15 protein-coding genes are annotated in these 17,827 nt (G+C 58.4%); 10 read left to right on the plus strand and 5 right to left on the minus strand.

Features of this window, described 5'->3' with window-relative positions; genetic code table 11:
- Nucleotides 1-19: 19 nt before the first annotated feature.
- Together G6L01_RS06240 and G6L01_RS06245 are read right to left on the minus strand one after the other, a co-directional pair.
- Nucleotides 20-520 carry a CinA family protein gene (locus tag G6L01_RS06240; RefSeq protein ID WP_070164632.1) on the minus strand — a complete coding sequence of 167 codons (501 nt, stop codon included), beginning with the start codon at nt 518-520 and terminating at the stop codon, nt 20-22.
- Nucleotides 517-1,740, minus strand: coding sequence for a bifunctional 2-C-methyl-D-erythritol 4-phosphate cytidylyltransferase/2-C-methyl-D-erythritol 2,4-cyclodiphosphate synthase (locus G6L01_RS06245; protein ID WP_070164633.1), 1,224 nt, complete (start codon nt 1,738-1,740; stop codon nt 517-519). The genes G6L01_RS06240 and G6L01_RS06245 overlap by 4 nt, the downstream gene beginning before the upstream one ends.
- A 165-nt stretch (nt 1,741-1,905) precedes the next feature.
- Here G6L01_RS06245 and dusB point away from each other — a divergent pair, with 165 nt between their 5' ends.
- The 7 genes from dusB (at nt 1,906) to hflX (ending at nt 11,328) form a co-directional block, all read left to right on the plus strand.
- A complete protein-coding gene (dusB, locus tag G6L01_RS06250) occupies nt 1,906-2,904 on the plus strand; it encodes a tRNA dihydrouridine synthase DusB (protein ID WP_070164634.1) in 999 nt (332 codons plus the stop codon).
- Nucleotides 2,901-4,070 (plus strand): two-component system sensor histidine kinase NtrB, encoded by a 1,170-nt coding sequence (locus G6L01_RS06255; RefSeq protein WP_070150855.1) that lies wholly within the window; start codon nt 2,901-2,903, stop codon nt 4,068-4,070. Before dusB ends, G6L01_RS06255 begins: the two co-directional genes overlap by 4 nt.
- Nucleotides 4,067-5,518: a nitrogen regulation protein NR(I) gene (gene ntrC, locus G6L01_RS06260; RefSeq protein WP_015915943.1), complete on the plus strand. Its 1,452-nt coding sequence runs from the start codon at nt 4,067-4,069 to the stop codon at nt 5,516-5,518. The genes G6L01_RS06255 and ntrC overlap by 4 nt, the downstream gene beginning before the upstream one ends.
- A 206-nt stretch (nt 5,519-5,724) precedes the next feature.
- On the plus strand, nt 5,725-8,004 hold the full coding sequence (locus G6L01_RS06265; protein WP_070164635.1) for a sensor histidine kinase NtrY-like: 2,280 nt from the start codon (nt 5,725-5,727) through the stop codon (nt 8,002-8,004).
- Complete coding sequence (ntrX, locus tag G6L01_RS06270) at nt 7,994-9,358, plus strand: nitrogen assimilation response regulator NtrX (protein WP_070164636.1); 1,365 nt, start codon at nt 7,994-7,996, stop codon at nt 9,356-9,358. The genes G6L01_RS06265 and ntrX overlap by 11 nt, the downstream gene beginning before the upstream one ends.
- A 192-nt stretch (nt 9,359-9,550) precedes the next feature.
- A complete protein-coding gene (gene hfq / locus G6L01_RS06275; protein WP_003539403.1) occupies nt 9,551-9,793 on the plus strand; it encodes an RNA chaperone Hfq in 243 nt (80 codons plus the stop codon).
- Between the two features lie 185 nt (nt 9,794-9,978).
- Nucleotides 9,979-11,328 (plus strand): GTPase HflX, encoded by a 1,350-nt coding sequence (hflX, locus tag G6L01_RS06280; RefSeq protein ID WP_139190316.1) that lies wholly within the window; start codon nt 9,979-9,981, stop codon nt 11,326-11,328.
- Nucleotides 11,329-11,350: 22 nt separating this feature from the next.
- Here the strand turns inward: hflX and G6L01_RS06285 are convergent, their stop codons facing one another.
- The 3 genes from G6L01_RS06285 to G6L01_RS06295 all read right to left on the minus strand — a co-directional run bounded on the left by G6L01_RS06285 (nt 11,351) and on the right by G6L01_RS06295 (nt 14,084).
- Nucleotides 11,351-12,421: a hypothetical protein gene (locus tag G6L01_RS06285; protein WP_071206361.1), complete on the minus strand. Its 1,071-nt coding sequence runs from the start codon at nt 12,419-12,421 to the stop codon at nt 11,351-11,353.
- Nucleotides 12,422-12,631: 210 nt separating this feature from the next.
- The gene (mazG, locus tag G6L01_RS06290) at nt 12,632-13,474 is read right to left on the minus strand and encodes a nucleoside triphosphate pyrophosphohydrolase (protein WP_070164638.1); all 843 of its coding nucleotides are present in this window, start codon (nt 13,472-13,474) and stop codon (nt 12,632-12,634) included.
- A gap of 22 nt (nt 13,475-13,496) precedes the next feature.
- Nucleotides 13,497-14,084 (minus strand): deaminase, encoded by a 588-nt coding sequence (locus tag G6L01_RS06295; protein ID WP_070164639.1) that lies wholly within the window; start codon nt 14,082-14,084, stop codon nt 13,497-13,499.
- 274 nt (nt 14,085-14,358) lie between these two features.
- Here G6L01_RS06295 and cysG point away from each other — a divergent pair, with 274 nt between their 5' ends.
- From cysG to G6L01_RS06310, 3 genes are read left to right on the plus strand one after another with little or no spacing between them, the layout of a single operon-like run.
- Nucleotides 14,359-15,816 (plus strand): siroheme synthase CysG, encoded by a 1,458-nt coding sequence (gene cysG, locus G6L01_RS06300; RefSeq protein WP_070164640.1) that lies wholly within the window; start codon nt 14,359-14,361, stop codon nt 15,814-15,816.
- A gap of 2 nt (nt 15,817-15,818) precedes the next feature.
- Nucleotides 15,819-16,133: a DUF2849 domain-containing protein gene (locus tag G6L01_RS06305; protein WP_070164641.1), complete on the plus strand. Its 315-nt coding sequence runs from the start codon at nt 15,819-15,821 to the stop codon at nt 16,131-16,133.
- Between the two features lie 14 nt (nt 16,134-16,147).
- Nucleotides 16,148-17,821 carry a nitrite/sulfite reductase gene (locus G6L01_RS06310; protein ID WP_070164642.1) on the plus strand — a complete coding sequence of 558 codons (1,674 nt, stop codon included), beginning with the start codon at nt 16,148-16,150 and terminating at the stop codon, nt 17,819-17,821.
- The last annotated feature ends 6 nt before the right edge of the window (nt 17,822-17,827 follow it).

Raw genomic sequence — 17,827 nt, forward strand, 5'->3', positions numbered from 1 at the left:
GCGCGATGCGCAATCAAGTCTAATGCTGCTGGATATCCTGGAGTAAGGCGAGCGCGGTTCTTATGGTCGCCAGGCGGATCGCTTCGCGCCCATGGTTTTCATAGTGCATTTCCCGATGGCAGGCTGCGCCTGTTCGCGACAGTGCTGCGATATGCACCAGCCCCACCGGCTTTTCGTCACTCCCACCGCCCGGCCCGGCGATACCGGTCACCGCAACCGAAATGGAGGCGCTGGAGCGGTAGAGGGCACCGTGGGCCATGGCCAGCGCCGTTTCGCGCGACACGGCACCATAGGTTTCCAGCGTCAGCGATGGCACGCCCAGCATGTCCATCTTCGCCTGGTTGGAATAGGTGACGTAGCCGCGATCCACCACGGCGGATGATCCGGCAATTTCGGTTAGCAGGCCAGCGATCAGCCCGCCGGTGCAGGATTCGGCGGTGGCGATGGTCAGGCCGCGTCTGGTGAAGTCTTCAATGATGGTCCGGGCGGCCTTTTCCAGATCGTCGGGAAATAGGCTCATTGCGGCTTTCCCTGAAAAACCACAGTTGCAGTGGCAATGGCCGCAATGCCTTCGCCCCGGCCGACAAAGCCGATTTTCTCGTTGGTCGTGGCTTTGACCGAGCAGCGGTCCAGCGCAATGCCGAGAATCTCCGAGAGTTTTTCGCGCATGATCTGGCGATGTGGGCCGATTTTCGGTGCTTCAGCGATCAGCGAAATATCCGCGTTCATGATTGTGCCGCCCGCTTTGCGCACGATGTTTGCGGCATGCTCCAGGAAGATCCGGGAAGCGGCACCGCGCCATTGTGGGTCTGACGGCGGGAAGTGGTCGCCGATATCGCCAGCCCCGCAGGTGGCCAGCAGCGCATCGGTTAGCGCATGCAGGGCGACGTCGGCATCGGAATGGCCGCTCAAGGCCTGGTCATGGGCAATGAAAATGCCGCAGAGCGTCACACCGTCACCCGGCACCAATTGGTGGACGTCATAGCCATTGCCGGTGCGCACATCGGGCAAAGCGTTATGGGAGAGGCGGGCGTCAGCCATTTCAAGATCCCGTTTCACGGTCAGTTTCATGTTGTCAGGCGAGCCTTCCACCAGATGGACAGTCAGTCCCGCCCATTCGGCGATGGCGGCGTCATCGGTAAAATCGTCACGCCCGGCGCTTGCGGCGTCTTCATGGGCAGTCGTTATCTTCGCATAGACGAAGCTCTGCGGTGTCTGGGCTGCAAAAAGCCCGCCGCGCGCCACGGTATCGACGACTCGGGCATTCTCATCGCCACGCTTGAGCGTATCGGCCACCGGCATCGCGGGCAAGACGGCATCGGCACCATCGTCAAGCCGGGCGATAATCCGTTGCAGCATCGGCTGATCGAAAAACGGGCGGACCGCGTCATGGATCAGCACATAATCCGGCTTCTGATTCTGTAAGGCTTTCAACCCAGCCAGAACCGACTGCTGCCGGGTTTTGCCGCCGTGGGTGATGATCAGCGAGGCAGCGAGCTGCGGATAGGGGGCGAGAGCCTTGGCCAGCAAAGCCTCGTCATCGGGATGAATGACGACGATCAGGCGCGCTTGCGGGAGAAGATCTGCGAAGCCATGCAGGCTATGGATGATAACAGGCTTGCCACCAATCGTCCGATATTGCTTCGGCCCCTCGCTGGAGGCGCCAGCGCGCTCTCCCCGGCCTGCCGCGACCAATATCACCGCTGTTGACCTTGCCCCGTCCGCTTGAATATGCACCATGTCATTCCAGTGTTTGAAACAGATTTCCGCCTGTCTATCGGTGCGGTTAAAAGTTTTCCAGCATTTGCCCGAAAAATTGTCGGTATCGCTTGGAAAGAGCTTGGCAATGATCTTTTTTATGTCTAAAAATCGGGCAAATTAGTATCTTGCCCGAAAGATAGACATTTGCAGCAGCCGGATCTCCAGACAGGGTTTAGCATTGCCTCGGTTGCCATTCGCAACCGCGTCGTGCTTGCGCCGATGTCCGGCGTCACTGACCTGCCGTTTCGGCAATTGGCGTTTCGCTATGGGGCAGGATTGGTGGTGACGGAAATGGTTGCCAGCCGCGAACTTGTGTTCAACGCGGCGGAAAGCTGGTCGCGGCTGAAGGGGGCAGGCCTCACGCCACACATGGTGCAATTGGCCGGGCGCGATCCGCATTGGATGGCGGAAGCTGCGAAAATTGCCGAGGCCAATGGCGCCGATATTATCGATATCAATATGGGCTGTCCCGCCAAGAAAGTCATCGGTGGCTACGCCGGATCGGCGCTGATGCGCGAGCCGGAGATTGCGCTGGCGATGATCGAGGCGACGGTCAAGGCCGTTTCCGTCCCCGTCACCGTGAAGATGCGGCTCGGCTGGGATTCCGATTCGATCAACGCGCCGGACCTGTCGCGCCGCGCGCAGGATGCCGGTGTGCAGGCGATCACGGTGCATGGCCGCACCCGCATGCAGTTTTACGAAGGCCGGGCCGATTGGGATGCGATTGCCGCCGTGCGTGAGGCGATTTCCATTCCGCTGATTGCCAATGGCGATATCGATACCCTCGGGGACGCGCAGGAGATCCTGCGCCGGTCTGGCGCCGATGCGCTGATGCTGGGGCGCGCCTGCCAGGGCCGTCCCTGGCATGCGGGCGTGCTGGCTGGCCATGCGCCGCCAAGCGCGGATGAAATTCCGGCGATTGCCGTCGCCCATTACCGCGCCATGCTGGATCATTACGGCGCGCATGTCGGCGTTCGCCATGCGCGCAAACATGTAGGCTGGTATCTGGAGCGGCATGGTGTGCAGCTTGATCCTGCCGAAAAGACTGCGCTGATGACATCGAAAGATCCCGACCATGTCGCCGACCGCCTGTTTGCGGCGCTGGCTGGCGCGGCACCAAGACCGCTTGAGGAGGCCGCATGAGCAGTGATACGAAACCCGGCGATGGCTCGGGAGCTGGCCCAGCCGCTGGAAATGTATTGGCGATGGCCGTGCTCAACGCCATCCAGAACCCGGTGGTCATGGTCAATGGCGAGGGACATATCGTTTTTGCCAATTGGGAGGCCGAGGCGTTTTTCGGCGCCAGCGCCAGCCATCTCGCCCGTCACAAGATTTCCACCTTCATTCCGTTCGGCAGCCCGCTGCTGGAATTGATCGATCAGGTGCGGGAGCGGCGGGCACCGGTCAATGAATACCGTGTCGATCTCAGTTCCCCACGGCTTGGCCAGGACAAGCTGGTCGATCTCTATGTCGCACCGGTCACTGTAGAGCCGGGTGCTGTTGTCGTGGTGTTTCAGGAACGCTCGATGGCCGATAAGATTGATCGCCAGCTCACCCACCGCGCCGCCGCCCGCTCCGTTACCGGTCTTGCCTCGATGCTTGCCCATGAAATCAAGAACCCGCTATCAGGCATTCGTGGTGCGGCGCAATTGCTGGAAAGCTCCGTGCCTCCAGAGGACCGCAGCCTGACCCGGCTGATCTGCGATGAGACCGACCGGATCGTCTCGCTGGTCGACCGTATGGAAATCTTTTCCGACGAGCGTCCCGTGGACCGCACCTCGATCAATATCCATTCGGTGCTGGACCATGTGAAGGCCATCGCCCAGGCGGGCTTTGCCCGGCACTTGAAGATCACCGAGAGCTACGATCCATCGCTGCCGCCGGTGTTTGCCAACCGGGATCAATTGGTGCAGGTGTTTTTGAACCTGATCAAGAATGCTGCCGAGGCGGTCGGCGACCGGGCCGATGGCGAAATTCAGCTGACCACGGCCTATCGCCCTGGCATAAGGCTGTCGGTTGCCGGATCGCGGGAAAAGATCTCGCTGCCGCTGGAATTCTGCGTCGCCGATAACGGCCCGGGCGTGCCTTCCGACCTTCTGCCGCATCTGTTTGATCCCTTCATTACCACCAAGACCAACGGGTCCGGCCTGGGCCTTGCGCTGGTGGCCAAGATCATTGGCGGCCATGGCGGCATTGTTGAATGCGACAGTCAGGGCAACCGGACACTATTCCGCGTGTTGATGCCGGTTTCCAAGGAAACGGTTGATGAAGACACTCCCTTTGCGAAATCCGTGGGAAGATCAAGATGACAGCCACTATCCTTGTTGCCGATGACGATGCTGCGATCCGCACCGTTTTGAACCAGGCGCTGAGCCGCGCCGGTTACGATGTCCGCATCACGTCAAATGCCGCGACCCTGTGGCGCTGGATTTCAGCCGGCGAGGGCGATCTGGTCGTTACCGACGTGGTTATGCCCGACGAAAACGCCTTCGACCTTCTGCCGCGCATCAAGAAGGCCCGGCCCGACCTGCCGGTTTTGGTGATGAGTGCCCAAAACACCTTCATGACCGCCATCCGCGCTTCGGAAAAGGGCGCTTACGATTACCTGCCCAAGCCCTTCGACCTGACCGAACTGATCGCCATTATCGGCCGGGCGCTGGCCGAGCCAAAGAAAAAGCCGGCACGGCTGGGCGATGACATGCAGGACGGCATGCCGCTGGTTGGCCGTTCCGCCGCCATGCAGGAAATCTACCGGGTTCTGGCCCGGTTGATGCAGACCGATCTGACGCTGATGATTACGGGCGAATCCGGCACGGGCAAGGAATTGGTCGCCAAGGCGCTGCATGACTACGGCAAGCGCCGCAACGGTCCCTTCGTGGCGATCAATATGGCGGCCATTCCGCGTGATTTGATCGAATCGGAACTGTTCGGCCATGAAAAGGGTGCGTTTACTGGCGCACAGAACCGCTCCACCGGACGTTTCGAGCAGGCCGAGGGCGGCACTTTGTTTCTGGATGAGATCGGCGACATGCCGATGGATGCCCAGACGAGGCTCCTGCGTGTTCTACAGCAGGGTGAATATACCACGGTCGGCGGGCGCACGCCGATCCGCACCGATGTGCGCATCGTCGCCGCCACCAACAAGGACTTGAAGCAGTCGATCAATCAGGGTCTGTTTCGCGAAGACCTCTACTATCGCCTGAACGTCGTGCCGCTGCGCCTGCCGCCATTGCGTGACCGGGCCGAGGATATTGCCGATCTGGTGCGCCATTTCATCCAGCAGGGCGAGAAGGAAGGTCTGGACGCCAAGCGATTCGAGCAGGAAGCGCTCGAAGTGATGAAATCCTATGCCTGGCCCGGCAATGTTCGTGAGCTGGAGAACCTGGTGCGCCGGTTGATGGCGCTTTATCCACAGGATGTTATCACCCGCGAAATCATTGAGCAGGAACTGCGTTCCGACATTACCGACAGCCCGCTGACCAAGGGTGGATCGGGCGGCGGTCATATGACCATTGCCCAGGCGGTCGAAGAAAATATGCGCAGCTACTTTGCTTCCTTTGGCGACAACCTGCCGCCGCCCGGCCTTTACGACCGGGTTTTGACCGAAATGGAATATCCGCTGATCCTGGCGGCCTTGACCGCCACCCGTGGAAACCAGATCAAGGCCGCCGACCTTTTGGGTTTGAACCGAAATACGCTACGCAAGAAAATCCGCGAATTGGGTGTTTCGGTTTACAGAAGCTCGCGTAGTGCTTGACATTCGCCTGACAAGCGTTGCAATTTCGCCACAATGCGTTGCTCAATAGCAACGGTGGAGAGCTTTAACGGTAAGGCTTCGTTTCGTGATCCTGCGTCTTCGGTCGTGGGACACGGTTCTTTTTGCATCCGGTATCGTCAGGGTGCAGCAGAGACTTAGTTCGCCGACAAGGCATCTCATCTTTCCGTTTGCGGAGACGAGACTGGATGAAAACGCGGCGGCCTGCGGGGCAGACCGAAGAGGAAGCAGCATTGACGCTGCTACAGGAGCGCAAGTCCTCCTTTGCCTTGCCGGGCCTTATTCTGGCCGGGGGCGCGTTGGCCTGCGCCATGTTCACCCTGCCGGTCCTGCTTGGCCTCACCCCGATTGCGCCGACCTCGAATGTGCTGATCGGCTCTGTCGTCATCAATACGCTTTTCGTTCTTGGCCTGCTGTTTCTGATCGGTCGGGAAGTCAGCCGTCTCGTCAAGGCGCGGCGCCGGGGGCGGGCGGCGGCCAGGCTGCATGTGCGCATCGTCGTGCTGTTTTCGATCGTGGCGATTACACCGGCGATCCTGGTGGCGATTTTCGCCAGTATTACCCTCAATGTCGGGTTGGATCGATGGTTTTCGATCCGGACCCAAGCCATCATCAATTCATCGATGAATGTGGCCCAGGCTTATATGCTGGAAAATGCCAGCTATTTGCAGGGCCAGACGATTTCCATGGCGACGGATCTGGAGCGAAATCGGCCACTGTTCTTCCTCGACCGCACCGGATTTATCGAGTTGATGACCCGCCAGGCCAAGGGGCGCGGACTGCTGGGTGCCTTTCTGGTTCGCAAGGACGGCACGCCCATCCTTCAGGCGGATATTTCGACTGAAAAGCCGCTGCCAGCCATTCCGCAGGATGCGTTGGACAAGGCCGCGGCTGGCCAGCCGACGCTGATCCCACCAGGTGTCACCAATCTGGTCGGCGGGATCATCAAGATGGATTCGCTGAGCGGCGCCTATCTCTACACGATCCGTGCCGTTGATCCGAAGGTCATGCGGGCAATGCGTGAGATGGAGGACAATACCGCCGAATATAAATCGATGGAGGCGGGACGCACCACGTTGCAAATCGCCTTTGCCGTTCTCTATCTCGGCTTCGCATTGATCGTGCTTCTGGCTGCTATCTGGACCGCGATTGCCGTTGCTGACCGCATCGTTCGGCCGATCCGGCTGCTGATTGGCGCTGCGGATAATGTCGCGTCAGGCAATATGAATGTCGTGGTGCCGGTCAGGGTGGCCGATGGCGATGTGGGCAGCCTGTCGCGTACCTTCAACAAGATGATTTCCCAGATCCGCACCCAGCGCGATGAAATTCTGGAAGCCAAGGATGAGGTCGATGACCGTCGCCGCTTCATCGAAGCGGTGCTGTCGGGCGTGACAGCGGCGGTGATTGGCGTCGAGGACGATGGCCGGATCACCATCGTCAATCCTTCGGCAGAACTGTTTCTGGCGCGCGACGCCGAAGAATTGCTGGGCGAGAAGCTGGAAACAGTCGCGCCGGAGATCAACACGGTGTTTGCCGAAGCCGGGCTTCGCCATCGTGGTGATTTCCGCAAGCAGATCAATCTGGTGCGCAGTGGCAAGGAGCGCACCTTGTCTGTACAGGTCACACGCGAGGAAACCCGCAACGCCACCGAATCCTACGTGATCACGCTGGATGACATCACGGATCTGGTGATTGCCCAGCGCTCGACCGCCTGGGCCGATGTGGCGCGCCGTATCGCCCATGAGATCAAGAACCCGCTGACCCCGATTCAGCTCTCGGCAGAGCGATTGAAGCGCCGTTTCGGCAAGCAGATCGCTAGCGAGGACCGTCAGGTCTTTGACCAGTGCACCGATACGATCGTGCGTCAGGTCGAGGATATCGGCCGGATGGTGGATGAGTTCTCGTCCTTTGCCCGGATGCCGAAGCCGACCAAGCAACCGGCCGATCTGCGCGACGTTTTGAAGGACGCAATCTTCCTGCGGGAAATGGGTCATAGCGATTGTGAATTCATCCGCGACGTTGGCGAGCTTCCGCTTGAAGGTTCGTTCGATGCCCGGATGTTGGCCCAGGCCTTCGGCAATCTGATCAAGAATGCGGTGGAAGCAATCGAGGCTGTGCCCTCTGATGCTGAAAAACTGCCGGGCCGGGTGTGGATCAGGGCGGCGACGGACGAGGGACGTGACGGTTTCGTGGTGGATATCATCGACAATGGCAAGGGACTGCCTATCGATAATCGCCATCGCATTCTGGAACCCTATATGACGATGCGGGAGAAGGGCACGGGCCTCGGCCTCGCCATTGTCAAGAAAATCATTGAAGAGCATGGCGGTCAGCTTGAATTGCATGATGCACCGGCAGAATTCGACGGTGGGCGTGGCGCGATGATCCGCGTCGTGTTGCCGCGACAAGCCGGGGCAGCCTCTGCCGCCACTGAAGAACATGATAAGGAAGCAGCTTATGGCCTCTGACATCCTGGTGGTTGACGACGAGGAAGACATTCGCGAGATCGTCTCCGGCATCTTGAGCGACGAAGGGCACGAAACCCGCACGGCGCATGATGCCGACAGCGCGCTTGCGGCGATTTCCGACCGGGCGCCTCGACTGATCTTTCTCGATATCTGGATGCATGGCAGCCGGTTGGACGGGCTGGCATTGCTGGACGAAATCAAGGCCCGGCATCCCGACCTGCCGGTTGTGATGATTTCGGGGCATGGCAATGTCGAAACGGCGGTGTCGGCCATCAAGCGCGGCGCTTTTGACTTTATCGAAAAGCCGTTCAAGGCCGACCGTTTGATCCTGATTGCCGAGCGGGCGCTGGAAAATTCCAAGCTGAAACGCGAAGTAACCGAACTGAAACGGCGCACCGGCGATGCCAACGAGTTGATCGGCAGTTCGGTGGCGGTATCGCAACTGCGCCAGACCATCGAGAAGGTCGCACCGACCAATAGCCGGATCATGATCGTCGGCCCGTCCGGCAGCGGCAAGGAACTGGTGGCGCGGATGATCCACAAGCGCTCGGCCCGTGCCGCCGGACCGTTCGTGACATTGAATGCCGCAGCCATCACCCCCGACCGCATGGAAGTGGCGCTGTTCGGGACCGAAGGTGGCCCCGGCCAGTCTCGCCGGATTGGCGCGCTGGAAGAGGCGCATCGCGGGATACTCTATCTGGATGAAGTCGGCGAAATGCCGCGCGAGACCCAGAACAAGATCCTGCGGGTGCTGGTCGATCAGCAATTCGAGCGCGTCGGCGGTTCCAAGCGGGTCAAGGTCGATGTGCGGATCATTTCCTCCAGCGCCTATAATCTCGAAAGCCTGATTGCTGAGGGCCGGTTCCGTGAGGATCTGTTTCATCGCCTGGCGGTGGTGCCAGTGCGGGTGCCGCCGCTGGCGGAGCGGCGCGAAGATATTCCCTTCCTCGTTGATATGCTGATGCGCCATATCGCCGAACAGGCCGGTATTCGCCAGCGCAAGATCGGTGAGGACGCGATGGCGGTGTTGCAGGCCCATGACTGGCCGGGCAATATCCGCCAATTGCGCAATAATATCGAGCGGCTGTTGATCCTGACCCAGAACGATGGGGCGGATGTGCCAATCAACGCGGAAATGCTGCCGACGGATCTTGGCGAAATGCTGCCGAAAGTCTCCGGTCGCAGCGATTACCAGATCATGACCTTGCCGCTGCGCGAAGCCCGCGAAATGTTCGAACGCGATTATCTGATCGCCCAGATCAACCGCTTTGGCGGCAATATCTCACGAACGGCGGAATTTGTTGGCATGGAGCGATCGGCGCTGCACCGGAAGTTGAAGTCGCTGGGCGTCTGAGCTGGTTTGGGCGTTGGCTGGCAAGAGAATCCATTGCAATTCGACAATGAATTTGCTTGGGGTTTCCCGATTGCGGAACCACTTCCGATTTGATACCAAACAAGACTGACGGGCATTTGGGGAAGCCTGTCCAAAAAAATTAGAAAATTGCAACCGGCACCCCCGACCGGCAAGATAGAAAGAAGCGGCGCCATGGCGGAACGTTCTCAGAATTTGCAGGACCTATTTCTCAATACGGTTCGCAAGCAGAAGATTTCCCTCACTATTTTCCTGATCAACGGTGTGAAGCTGACCGGCGTCGTCACCTCGTTTGATAATTTCTGCGTGCTGCTGCGTCGCGATGGGCATTCCCAGCTCGTCTACAAGCACGCCATTTCGACCATCATGCCGGGTCAGCCCATGCAGATGTTCGAAAGCGAAGAAGCTGCTTCTTAAATTTCGCCATTGCGTTTCATAGCATCGTGTCGGCTCGAATTTTCGGCACGGTGCTATAGTGGGAACAGAATGGGTTGCGCTCCGTTGACGAGGCGGAGACAATCCATTTTTCTGCGTTTAACAACAGGACAACGGCTATAGCCAATCGAGACACCACATCCGATAGCATCATTCCCGAACAGGAAATGCACCGCGACGACATGCGCGCCGTGGTTCTTGTTCCTGTGTTGAAGCAGGCCCGTTCCAGTGAAAAGGCCTCGACTGAGCTTGGTCCGACCACGACCCGCAGCCACGAGAGCCGGTTGGAAGAGGCCATGGGGCTTGCGCGCGCCATCGACCTGACAATCGTGCAAGGCCTGATCGTTGCCGTCAACCAGCCGCGTCCGGCGACCCTGATCGGCAGCGGCAAGATCGAGGAAATCAAGGCGCTGCTCGATAGCCATGATGCCGGTCTTGTCATTGTCGATCATCCGCTGACGCCGGTGCAGCAGCGCAATCTGGAAAAACAGTGGAACGCCAAGGTCATCGACCGCACGGGTCTGATCCTGGAAATCTTCGGCCGCCGCGCCTCCACCAAGGAAGGCACGTTGCAGGTCGATCTCGCCCATCTGAATTACCAGAAGGGCCGTCTGGTGCGCAGCTGGACCCACTTGGAGCGTCAGCGCGGCGGTGCAGGTTTCATGGGCGGCCCCGGTGAAACCCAGATCGAGGCCGACCGGCGGATGTTGCAGGACCGCATCGTGCGGCTGGAACGCGAACTGGAACAGGTGGTTCGCACCCGCCAATTGCACCGCGCCAAGCGTCGCAAGGTGCCGCATCCGATTGTCGCGCTTGTTGGCTATACCAATGCCGGAAAATCGACACTGTTTAATCGGATCACCGGGGCAGGCGTGCTCGCCGAGGATATGCTGTTTGCCACGCTGGACCCGACGCTGCGCCGCATGAAGCTGCCGCAGGGCCGCACCGTAATTCTCTCGGATACGGTTGGCTTTATCTCGGATCTGCCGACCCATCTGGTCGCAGCCTTTCGCGCTACGCTTGAAGAAGTGCTGGAAGCGGACTTGATCCTGCATGTGCGTGACATGGCCGACCCGGATAACGGTGCGCAGGCAGGCGACGTTTTGCGGATTCTCTCCGACCTTGGCATCGATGAAAAAGAGCGTGACGAACGCATCATCGAAGTCTGGAACAAGATCGATCGGCTGGAGCCGGAAGCGCATCAGGCTATCGCGGAAAAGGCAACTGGCCGGAAAAACGTGATGGCTGTTTCCGCCGTCACGGGCGAAGGGGTCGATGCCCTGATGGCCGAAATCGCAGAGCGGCTTTCCGGCGTGGTGACGGAAACCACGGTGATTTTGCCGCCCGACAAGCTCTCCCTGATCTCCTGGGTCTATGAGAACACCATGGTGGACAGCCGCGAGGACCGGGACGATGGTTCTGTTTCCCTCGATTTACGCCTGTCAGAGCAACAGGCCAGTGCGTTGGAGCGCAAGCTTGGCCTGATCCAGCCGGTTCGCAGCGAGGATTGGGACTGAATAGCCCAGCTTAACTCTGGACCTATTCTCCAATCAGGCTTTTCAGATCAGCGTCCCCCGCATAGCGATCAAAGATCGTCATGGCGCGGTCGCGGATGGGTGCGGGTATGATTTTTGCCCGATACGGGAGACTTTTGTCGGCCATTATGGTGTTGGTAGCTTTCTCATCGGTCAGTGCCTGGGCAATGGCCGTCGCGTCAGCCTGATGACTGCCAATGAAATCGGCAATTTTCTCGGCCAGAGGGTACGCCTCTCCGAGGATATCCTTTTCATAGGAAATCCAGAGCGGCTTCACCTGTCCACTCGCTTCGCATTTCTGCCAACTGGCGACAAATTGCGCGTACCAGACGGCTTGCGCGTCTACCAGCAGATCCAGGCGTTTCTCAAAGGGTAGATCCTGGTAGCAGGCCGGCAGTCCATCCTCAAAGAAGTGTTGACCCATGCTGTTCTGCAAGCCTCTTGCTTGCATCAGCGCGTCATCCGTGCAGATCAGGGAAACGAAGAAGTTGCTGATGGTAACGATGGGCCTGATGCCATAGAGCGCCATTTGTCGGGCAGCATAGGGCGTACAAAGCACCGGATGCTCTGCCACATATCCGACACCGTCCAGCCCGTTGCGCTGCAAGGCCAGTTCTTCCAACTCTTTTGAGCTGAGATTGGCTCCAAACAGGGAGGCTGAATAATCCGAATAGGCCATGGTGACGAGATTGGCTGAGCGCAACCCGAGCGTCTTGCGCAGAGCATGTCCGACAATGTCTGCCGATCCTGGTGTGCCAGCCACAAGCAGGTTGAGATTTTTCGCCCGATGAGCGGTCAATCGCGCCTCAAGTACTGTCTCGGCAAACCGACCAAGGCAAAGTTTGAGGTTTTCTGCCGCGTCGTTATCGATATCGGGCAAGAAGAACGGGTGAACATGCGACAACGCCACCGTTGCCTCCTGGAGATCCTGTGGCGCGAGTTGAGCAAGGAATTCCGTTCCCATCCAGCATGCCGTCTGCGCATCCGGGATACAGGAAAGAATCTGCATGAAATGGGCAATGTCTGCGGGCTGCGGTGCCTGTCCGGGTGGCTTGGTCTTGACATGTACGTTCATGATGCGAGCTCCACAAGCGACTGGCCAGCTCCGAGGCAAGCGTTGTCGATATAATATTTATTGAAAATAATTATAAATGATAACTTGTGCGAGAATGGAGTGCTGCGATCACGTGCGCAATCGCATCCACCGATACGATTGCGCTTTTGAGAAAATCCCAAAAGTATTTAAAATCAGAATCGTCGCGTGTGGTCCGCGATTGGAATTTGGCTAGCCATCAGTTTTGCCGCTGCGTTCCAACTGCTTTGCCGCCTGCCAGAGCTGCTCCATCCGCTCAAGGCTGGCGTCTTCCAGCGTTGATTTTTCGGTGGCCAATGATTTTTCGATATAGCCGAAGCGCCGTCTGAATTTCACATTCGTTCCCCGCAGGGCTTGCTCGGGATCGCTGCCGGTGTGTCGACCGATATTGACCAGAGCGAAGATCAAATCCCCCAACTCGTCCTTTATCTTTTCTGGCTGCCCGGCTTGGAGTGCTTCGCGCAGTTCAGCGATCTCCTCCTCGATCTTGTCGAGAATGGGTTCTGCCTCAGCCCAATCGAACCCAACCTTTGCAGCCTGTTCCTGAAGTTTGACGGCTTCCGTCAGGGCCGGAAACGTTCTCTGCACTGAGCCGAGATGACCGTCTTTAAACACCTCGGCTACACCGCGCGCTGCACGGCGTTCGGCTCTTTCCTGCTTTTCCTGTTTTTTAATCGCTTCCCATTGCAGCTTGACGGCGTCAGGCGTGTCGGCCTCTGAGCGGGCAAACACATGCGGATGACGGCGGATCATTTTGGAGGTTACCGCCTCAACCACGTCGCCAAAGGAAAACAGTCCGGCCTCCTCAGCAATTCGCGCATGAAACACCACTTGCAGCAGAAGATCGCCCAGTTCTTCACAGAGATCGTCCGGATCGTTGCGCTCGATGGCGTCGGCCACTTCATAGGCTTCTTCCAGCGTATAAGGCTTGATCGTCTCGAATGTCTGGACAATGTCCCAAGGGCAGCCGGTTTGCGGATCGCGAAGCGCCGCCATGATTTCGATCAGCCGGGCGATATCCTGTGAAGGCTGCATAGTTTTTCCTTATTCAAGAAGATCAGTTTAGCGGAATGTCGTTGCCGCTCTTGGCTGATTGGTATTGGCCGGATAGATTGCCATAGAGGCCACGGATCTTCTGGGCCTGGGTCAGCAATTCACCCCTGATTGCGTCGTCTTCTACTTCAATCATGTCGTTGATGGCAAAACTGTGCCAGAAGGCGTTCTGCTTGCGATAGCCGCCGGGCTCCAGTCCGAACACTTCCTTCAGAATTTTCAGGTCGTGGGGAATAGCGAAGGCATCGCGGCTATCTTCATGGCTGAAGAAATAGTAGAAATTGTCGAAACCGGCCCAGGTGATTGCCGACATGCACATGGTGCAGGGTTCATGGGTGGAGAGAAAAATCAGCTCTGATGTCGGTGGGCGCTCGCCCAGTTCGTAAAAGCGCTTTAACGTATGGACTTCGCCATGCCAGAGCGGATTTTCCAGCTCGTTATTGGTTTCCGCCAGCACCAGCGACAGGTCCGATTTGCGCAGGATTGCCGCGCCGAAAATCTTGTTGCCGTCGGCCACGCCTTTTTCCGTCAGCGGGATGATGTTCTGCTCGATCACGTCAAGCAATCTGGCGGTAAGATTTTGATCGGTCATGATGGGCAGCGCTCCTTGAAACTCGTCTTTGTCGTTTCGGCAAAACCGGTGGACACTTTTGCCGGACAAACTCGCAGCGCATTTAGCGGCAAGCGACGGCCAAGGGAAAGCCTTACTCTGCGTATTGATTGAAAATTGCCGGGGTGGGTTGGTTTTGCTCTTATCTTCAAATGCGTTAGGATAGAAATATCGATGCTGTCGGGAAGGCAGATTCGTGTTTCTTCATAACAGCGTTGTTTTCCCGGATAATGGCGAGATAACAAGGAATGGGTCTTTGAGCATCGAGTCTGACAAGCTGGCGGTTTTTCCGGCGTTTTTTCGCGTTTCCGGCGCGAAATTGGCTGTGTTTGGCGATGGCGACGAGGCCTTTGCCAAGGCTCGGCTGATTGCCAATACATCAGCGACGATCGTTGCCTTTACCCAGGAGCCGGAGCCTGCTTATGTAGCCTTTCTGAAGCGTAAATCCATTGAGATCAATCCGGCACCGTTTTCTCCTGATCTGCTGGTGGGGATGAAATTGGTTTTTGCCGCGACCGGTGATGGCGCGGCGGATCGGATGATTGTTGATGCGGCTCGGCTGCAAAAAATTCCCGCCAATGCCGTCGATCAGCCGGATTATTGTGATTTTTACACGCCAGCTCTTGTCAATCGCGCCCCGATTGCGGTGGCGATTGGTACAGAAGGCGTCGGGCCAGTGCTGGCCCAGATGATCCGCGCCGGAATCGACCGGCAATTGCCGAGGTCGCTGGGCAAGCTGGGGCGGTTGGCCAATAGCTATCGTCATGCCGTTGACAGGCTGGTGCCGCGCGGTGTGGCGCGCCGTTTGTTCTGGCGTTCTTTCTTTCAAGGCGATGTGGCCGATGCCATGGAAGGTGGCGATGTGAAGGTCGCACGCCGTCGGGCGACAAAGCTGCTGAAGACGGCGGCCAACACCGTGCCGGAAGGTCGGATCTTTCTGGTTGGGGCCGGGCCGGGGGCGGAAGACCTGCTGACATTGCGCGCCCATCGGCTGATGATGGAAGCCGATGCGATTGTTTACGATGCGCTGGTGCCGCAGGCCGTGGTCGATATGGGCCGGCGCGATGCGGACCGGATTCCGGTTGGTAAGCGCAAGGGCTGTCATTCCAAGTCGCAGAGCGAGATCAATGATCTCCTCGTGTCGCTCGGTCAGGCTGGAAAACGCGTCGTGCGGCTGAAATCCGGCGATCCCTTGATCTTCGGTCGGGCCGGTGAAGAAATGGCGGCGTTGCGCGATGCCGGTATCGCCTATGAGATCGTGCCCGGCGTCACCTCGGCGTTGGCGGCAGCAGCGGATTTCGAATTGCCCTTGACCTTGCGTGGCGTCTCGTCCTCGCTGGTCTTTACCACCGGTCATGACCTGACCGGCGATGTTCTGCCCGATTGGGCGCGGCTGGCGCTATCAGGCGCAACCGTTGCCGTCTATATGGGGCGCACGGTTGCTGCCTCCGTGGCTGAACGGCTGATTGCCGGTGGTCTGGCGCAGGACACCACGGTTGCCGTGGTGGAAAATGCCGGGCGCGGTGACCGCAGGCTGCTGCATGGCACGCTGAGGGAATTGCCGGGTCTGGAAGGCATGACGGAATTGACCGGACCGGTGATGGTGATTATCGGCGATGCGGTGGCGGGTGCGAATTTCGAGCGGTCGATGCCATTGGCGCAGGCGCGTCTTGCCCTGGCTAAGGCCGATCAACAGCAGATGACGAGGGTTTGACAATGGCAGAGAAAGTCTTGACCGCCAACCGCTTGAGCGACGGCATCGCCGTCTGGCTCGATGCCTCCGGCCAGTGGGTGGAAGACCTGCAATCGTCGCTGGTTGCTCGTCATGCCGAGGCTGTTGCGGCGCTGGAAGCCAGCGGCAAACGTGACTTTACCAATAATCTCGTTGTTGACGTCGCCGTGGTCGATGTTGAAGAGCGGGATGGAAAGCTCTGGCCGCTGCGCCTGCGTGAGCGTATTCGCGCCGCAGGCCCGACCATTCCCTATGCGGATGGGCATGGGCATGCAGATCCTGATTTTGTTGCCGTCTAAGGCTGAGGAAAGATATGTATCGTTACGATGAATTCGACCACGCCTTTGTTGCAGCCCGCGTGGACCAGTTTCGCGATCAGGTAGGTCGCCGCTTGTCCGGCGAACTGGCGGAAGATGCGTTCAAGCCGCTTCGGCTGATGAACGGCGTTTATCTTCAATTGCACGCCTATATGCTGCGCGTCGCCATTCCCTATGGCACGTTGAACGCCAAGCAGATGCGCATGCTGGCCCATGTGGCGCGCAAATATGACCGTGGCTATGGTCATTTCACCACGCGGCAGAATATCCAGTATAATTGGCCAAAACTGTCGGATACGCCCGATATTCTGCAAGAACTGGCCAGTGTTGAGATGCACGCCATCCAGACCTCAGGCAACTGTATCCGCAATGTTACCGCCGACCATTTTGCCGGTGCGGCCCAGGACGAAGTCGCCGATCCGCGCCCTTATGCTGAAATCCTGCGGCAATGGTCTTCGGTCCACCCGGAATTTTCCTTCCTGCCGCGCAAGTTCAAGATTGCCGTGACTGGGGCCGAGCGCGACCGCGCTGCCATTCAGGTGCATGATATCGGCTTGCATGTGAAGAAAGACGCGAGTGGAAATCTTGGCTTTGCCGTCTATGTCGGTGGCGGTCAGGGCAGAACGCCGATGATTGCCAAGAAGATCAAGGATTTCCTGCCTGAAGAAGACATGCTGTCCTATATCACCGCCATTGTCCGGGTTTATAACCTGCATGGTCGCCGCGACAACAAATACAAGGCGCGGATCAAGATCCTCGTGCATGAAACAGGCACGGAAGAATTGACCCGCCAGATCGATGCGGAATTCGCAAACCTGAAGGACAGTGTGCTGAAGCTGCCCGATGCCGATATTCGCGCCATCGAGAGCTATTTTGCCCTGCCTGATCTGGTTGAGCGCCCGGAAGGCTGGGAAGTTCTGGCAAAGGCCAAAAAGGCGGATGACGGTTTTGCCACCTGGCTTGCGCAGAATGTACAGCCGCATAAGCATCCCGATTACGGCATGGTGACAATTTCGCTGAAGCCGATTGGTGGCATTCCCGGTGATGCCAGCGATGCCCAGATGGATCTGGTGGCGGATCTTGCCGAGCGCTACGGCTTTGACGAAATCCGCGTCAGCCATGAGCAGAACCTGATCCTGCCGCATGTGGCGATGGCCGATCTGCCAGCGCTGTATCAGGCGCTATCAGGCGCTAATCTTGCCACCGCCAATGCGGGCCTGATCACTGACATTATTGCCTGTCCCGGGCTGGACTATTGCGCGCTGGCCAATGCGCGCGCCATTCCTGTCGCCCAGGCGATTTCCACTCGCTTTGGCTCCCAGGCGCGCCAGGCTGAGATTGGTGAGCTGAAAATCAAGATTTCCGGCTGCATCAATGCCTGCGGCCATCATCATGTCGGCCATATCGGTCTCTTGGGTGTGGAAAAGAAGGGTGCGGAGCTTTACCAGATCACGCTTGGCGGATCGGGGGATGAAAATTCGTCCATCGGTGAAATCATCGGTCGCGGCTTTGAGCCGGAAAAGGTGACGGATGCGGTGGAGACCGTGGTCGATACCTATCTGGCGCTGCGGCTCGATCCGAAGGAAACCTTCCTTGAGGCTTATCGCCGCGTCGGGCCAAAGCCCTTCAAGGAAGCCCTGTATGGCGGCGCATCCGCCGAAGCCGCCTGAGGAGCG

Origin of the sequence: Agrobacterium vitis (genome assembly GCF_013337045.2) — a bacterium.
GTDB lineage: Bacteria > Pseudomonadota > Alphaproteobacteria > Rhizobiales > Rhizobiaceae > Allorhizobium > Allorhizobium vitis_B.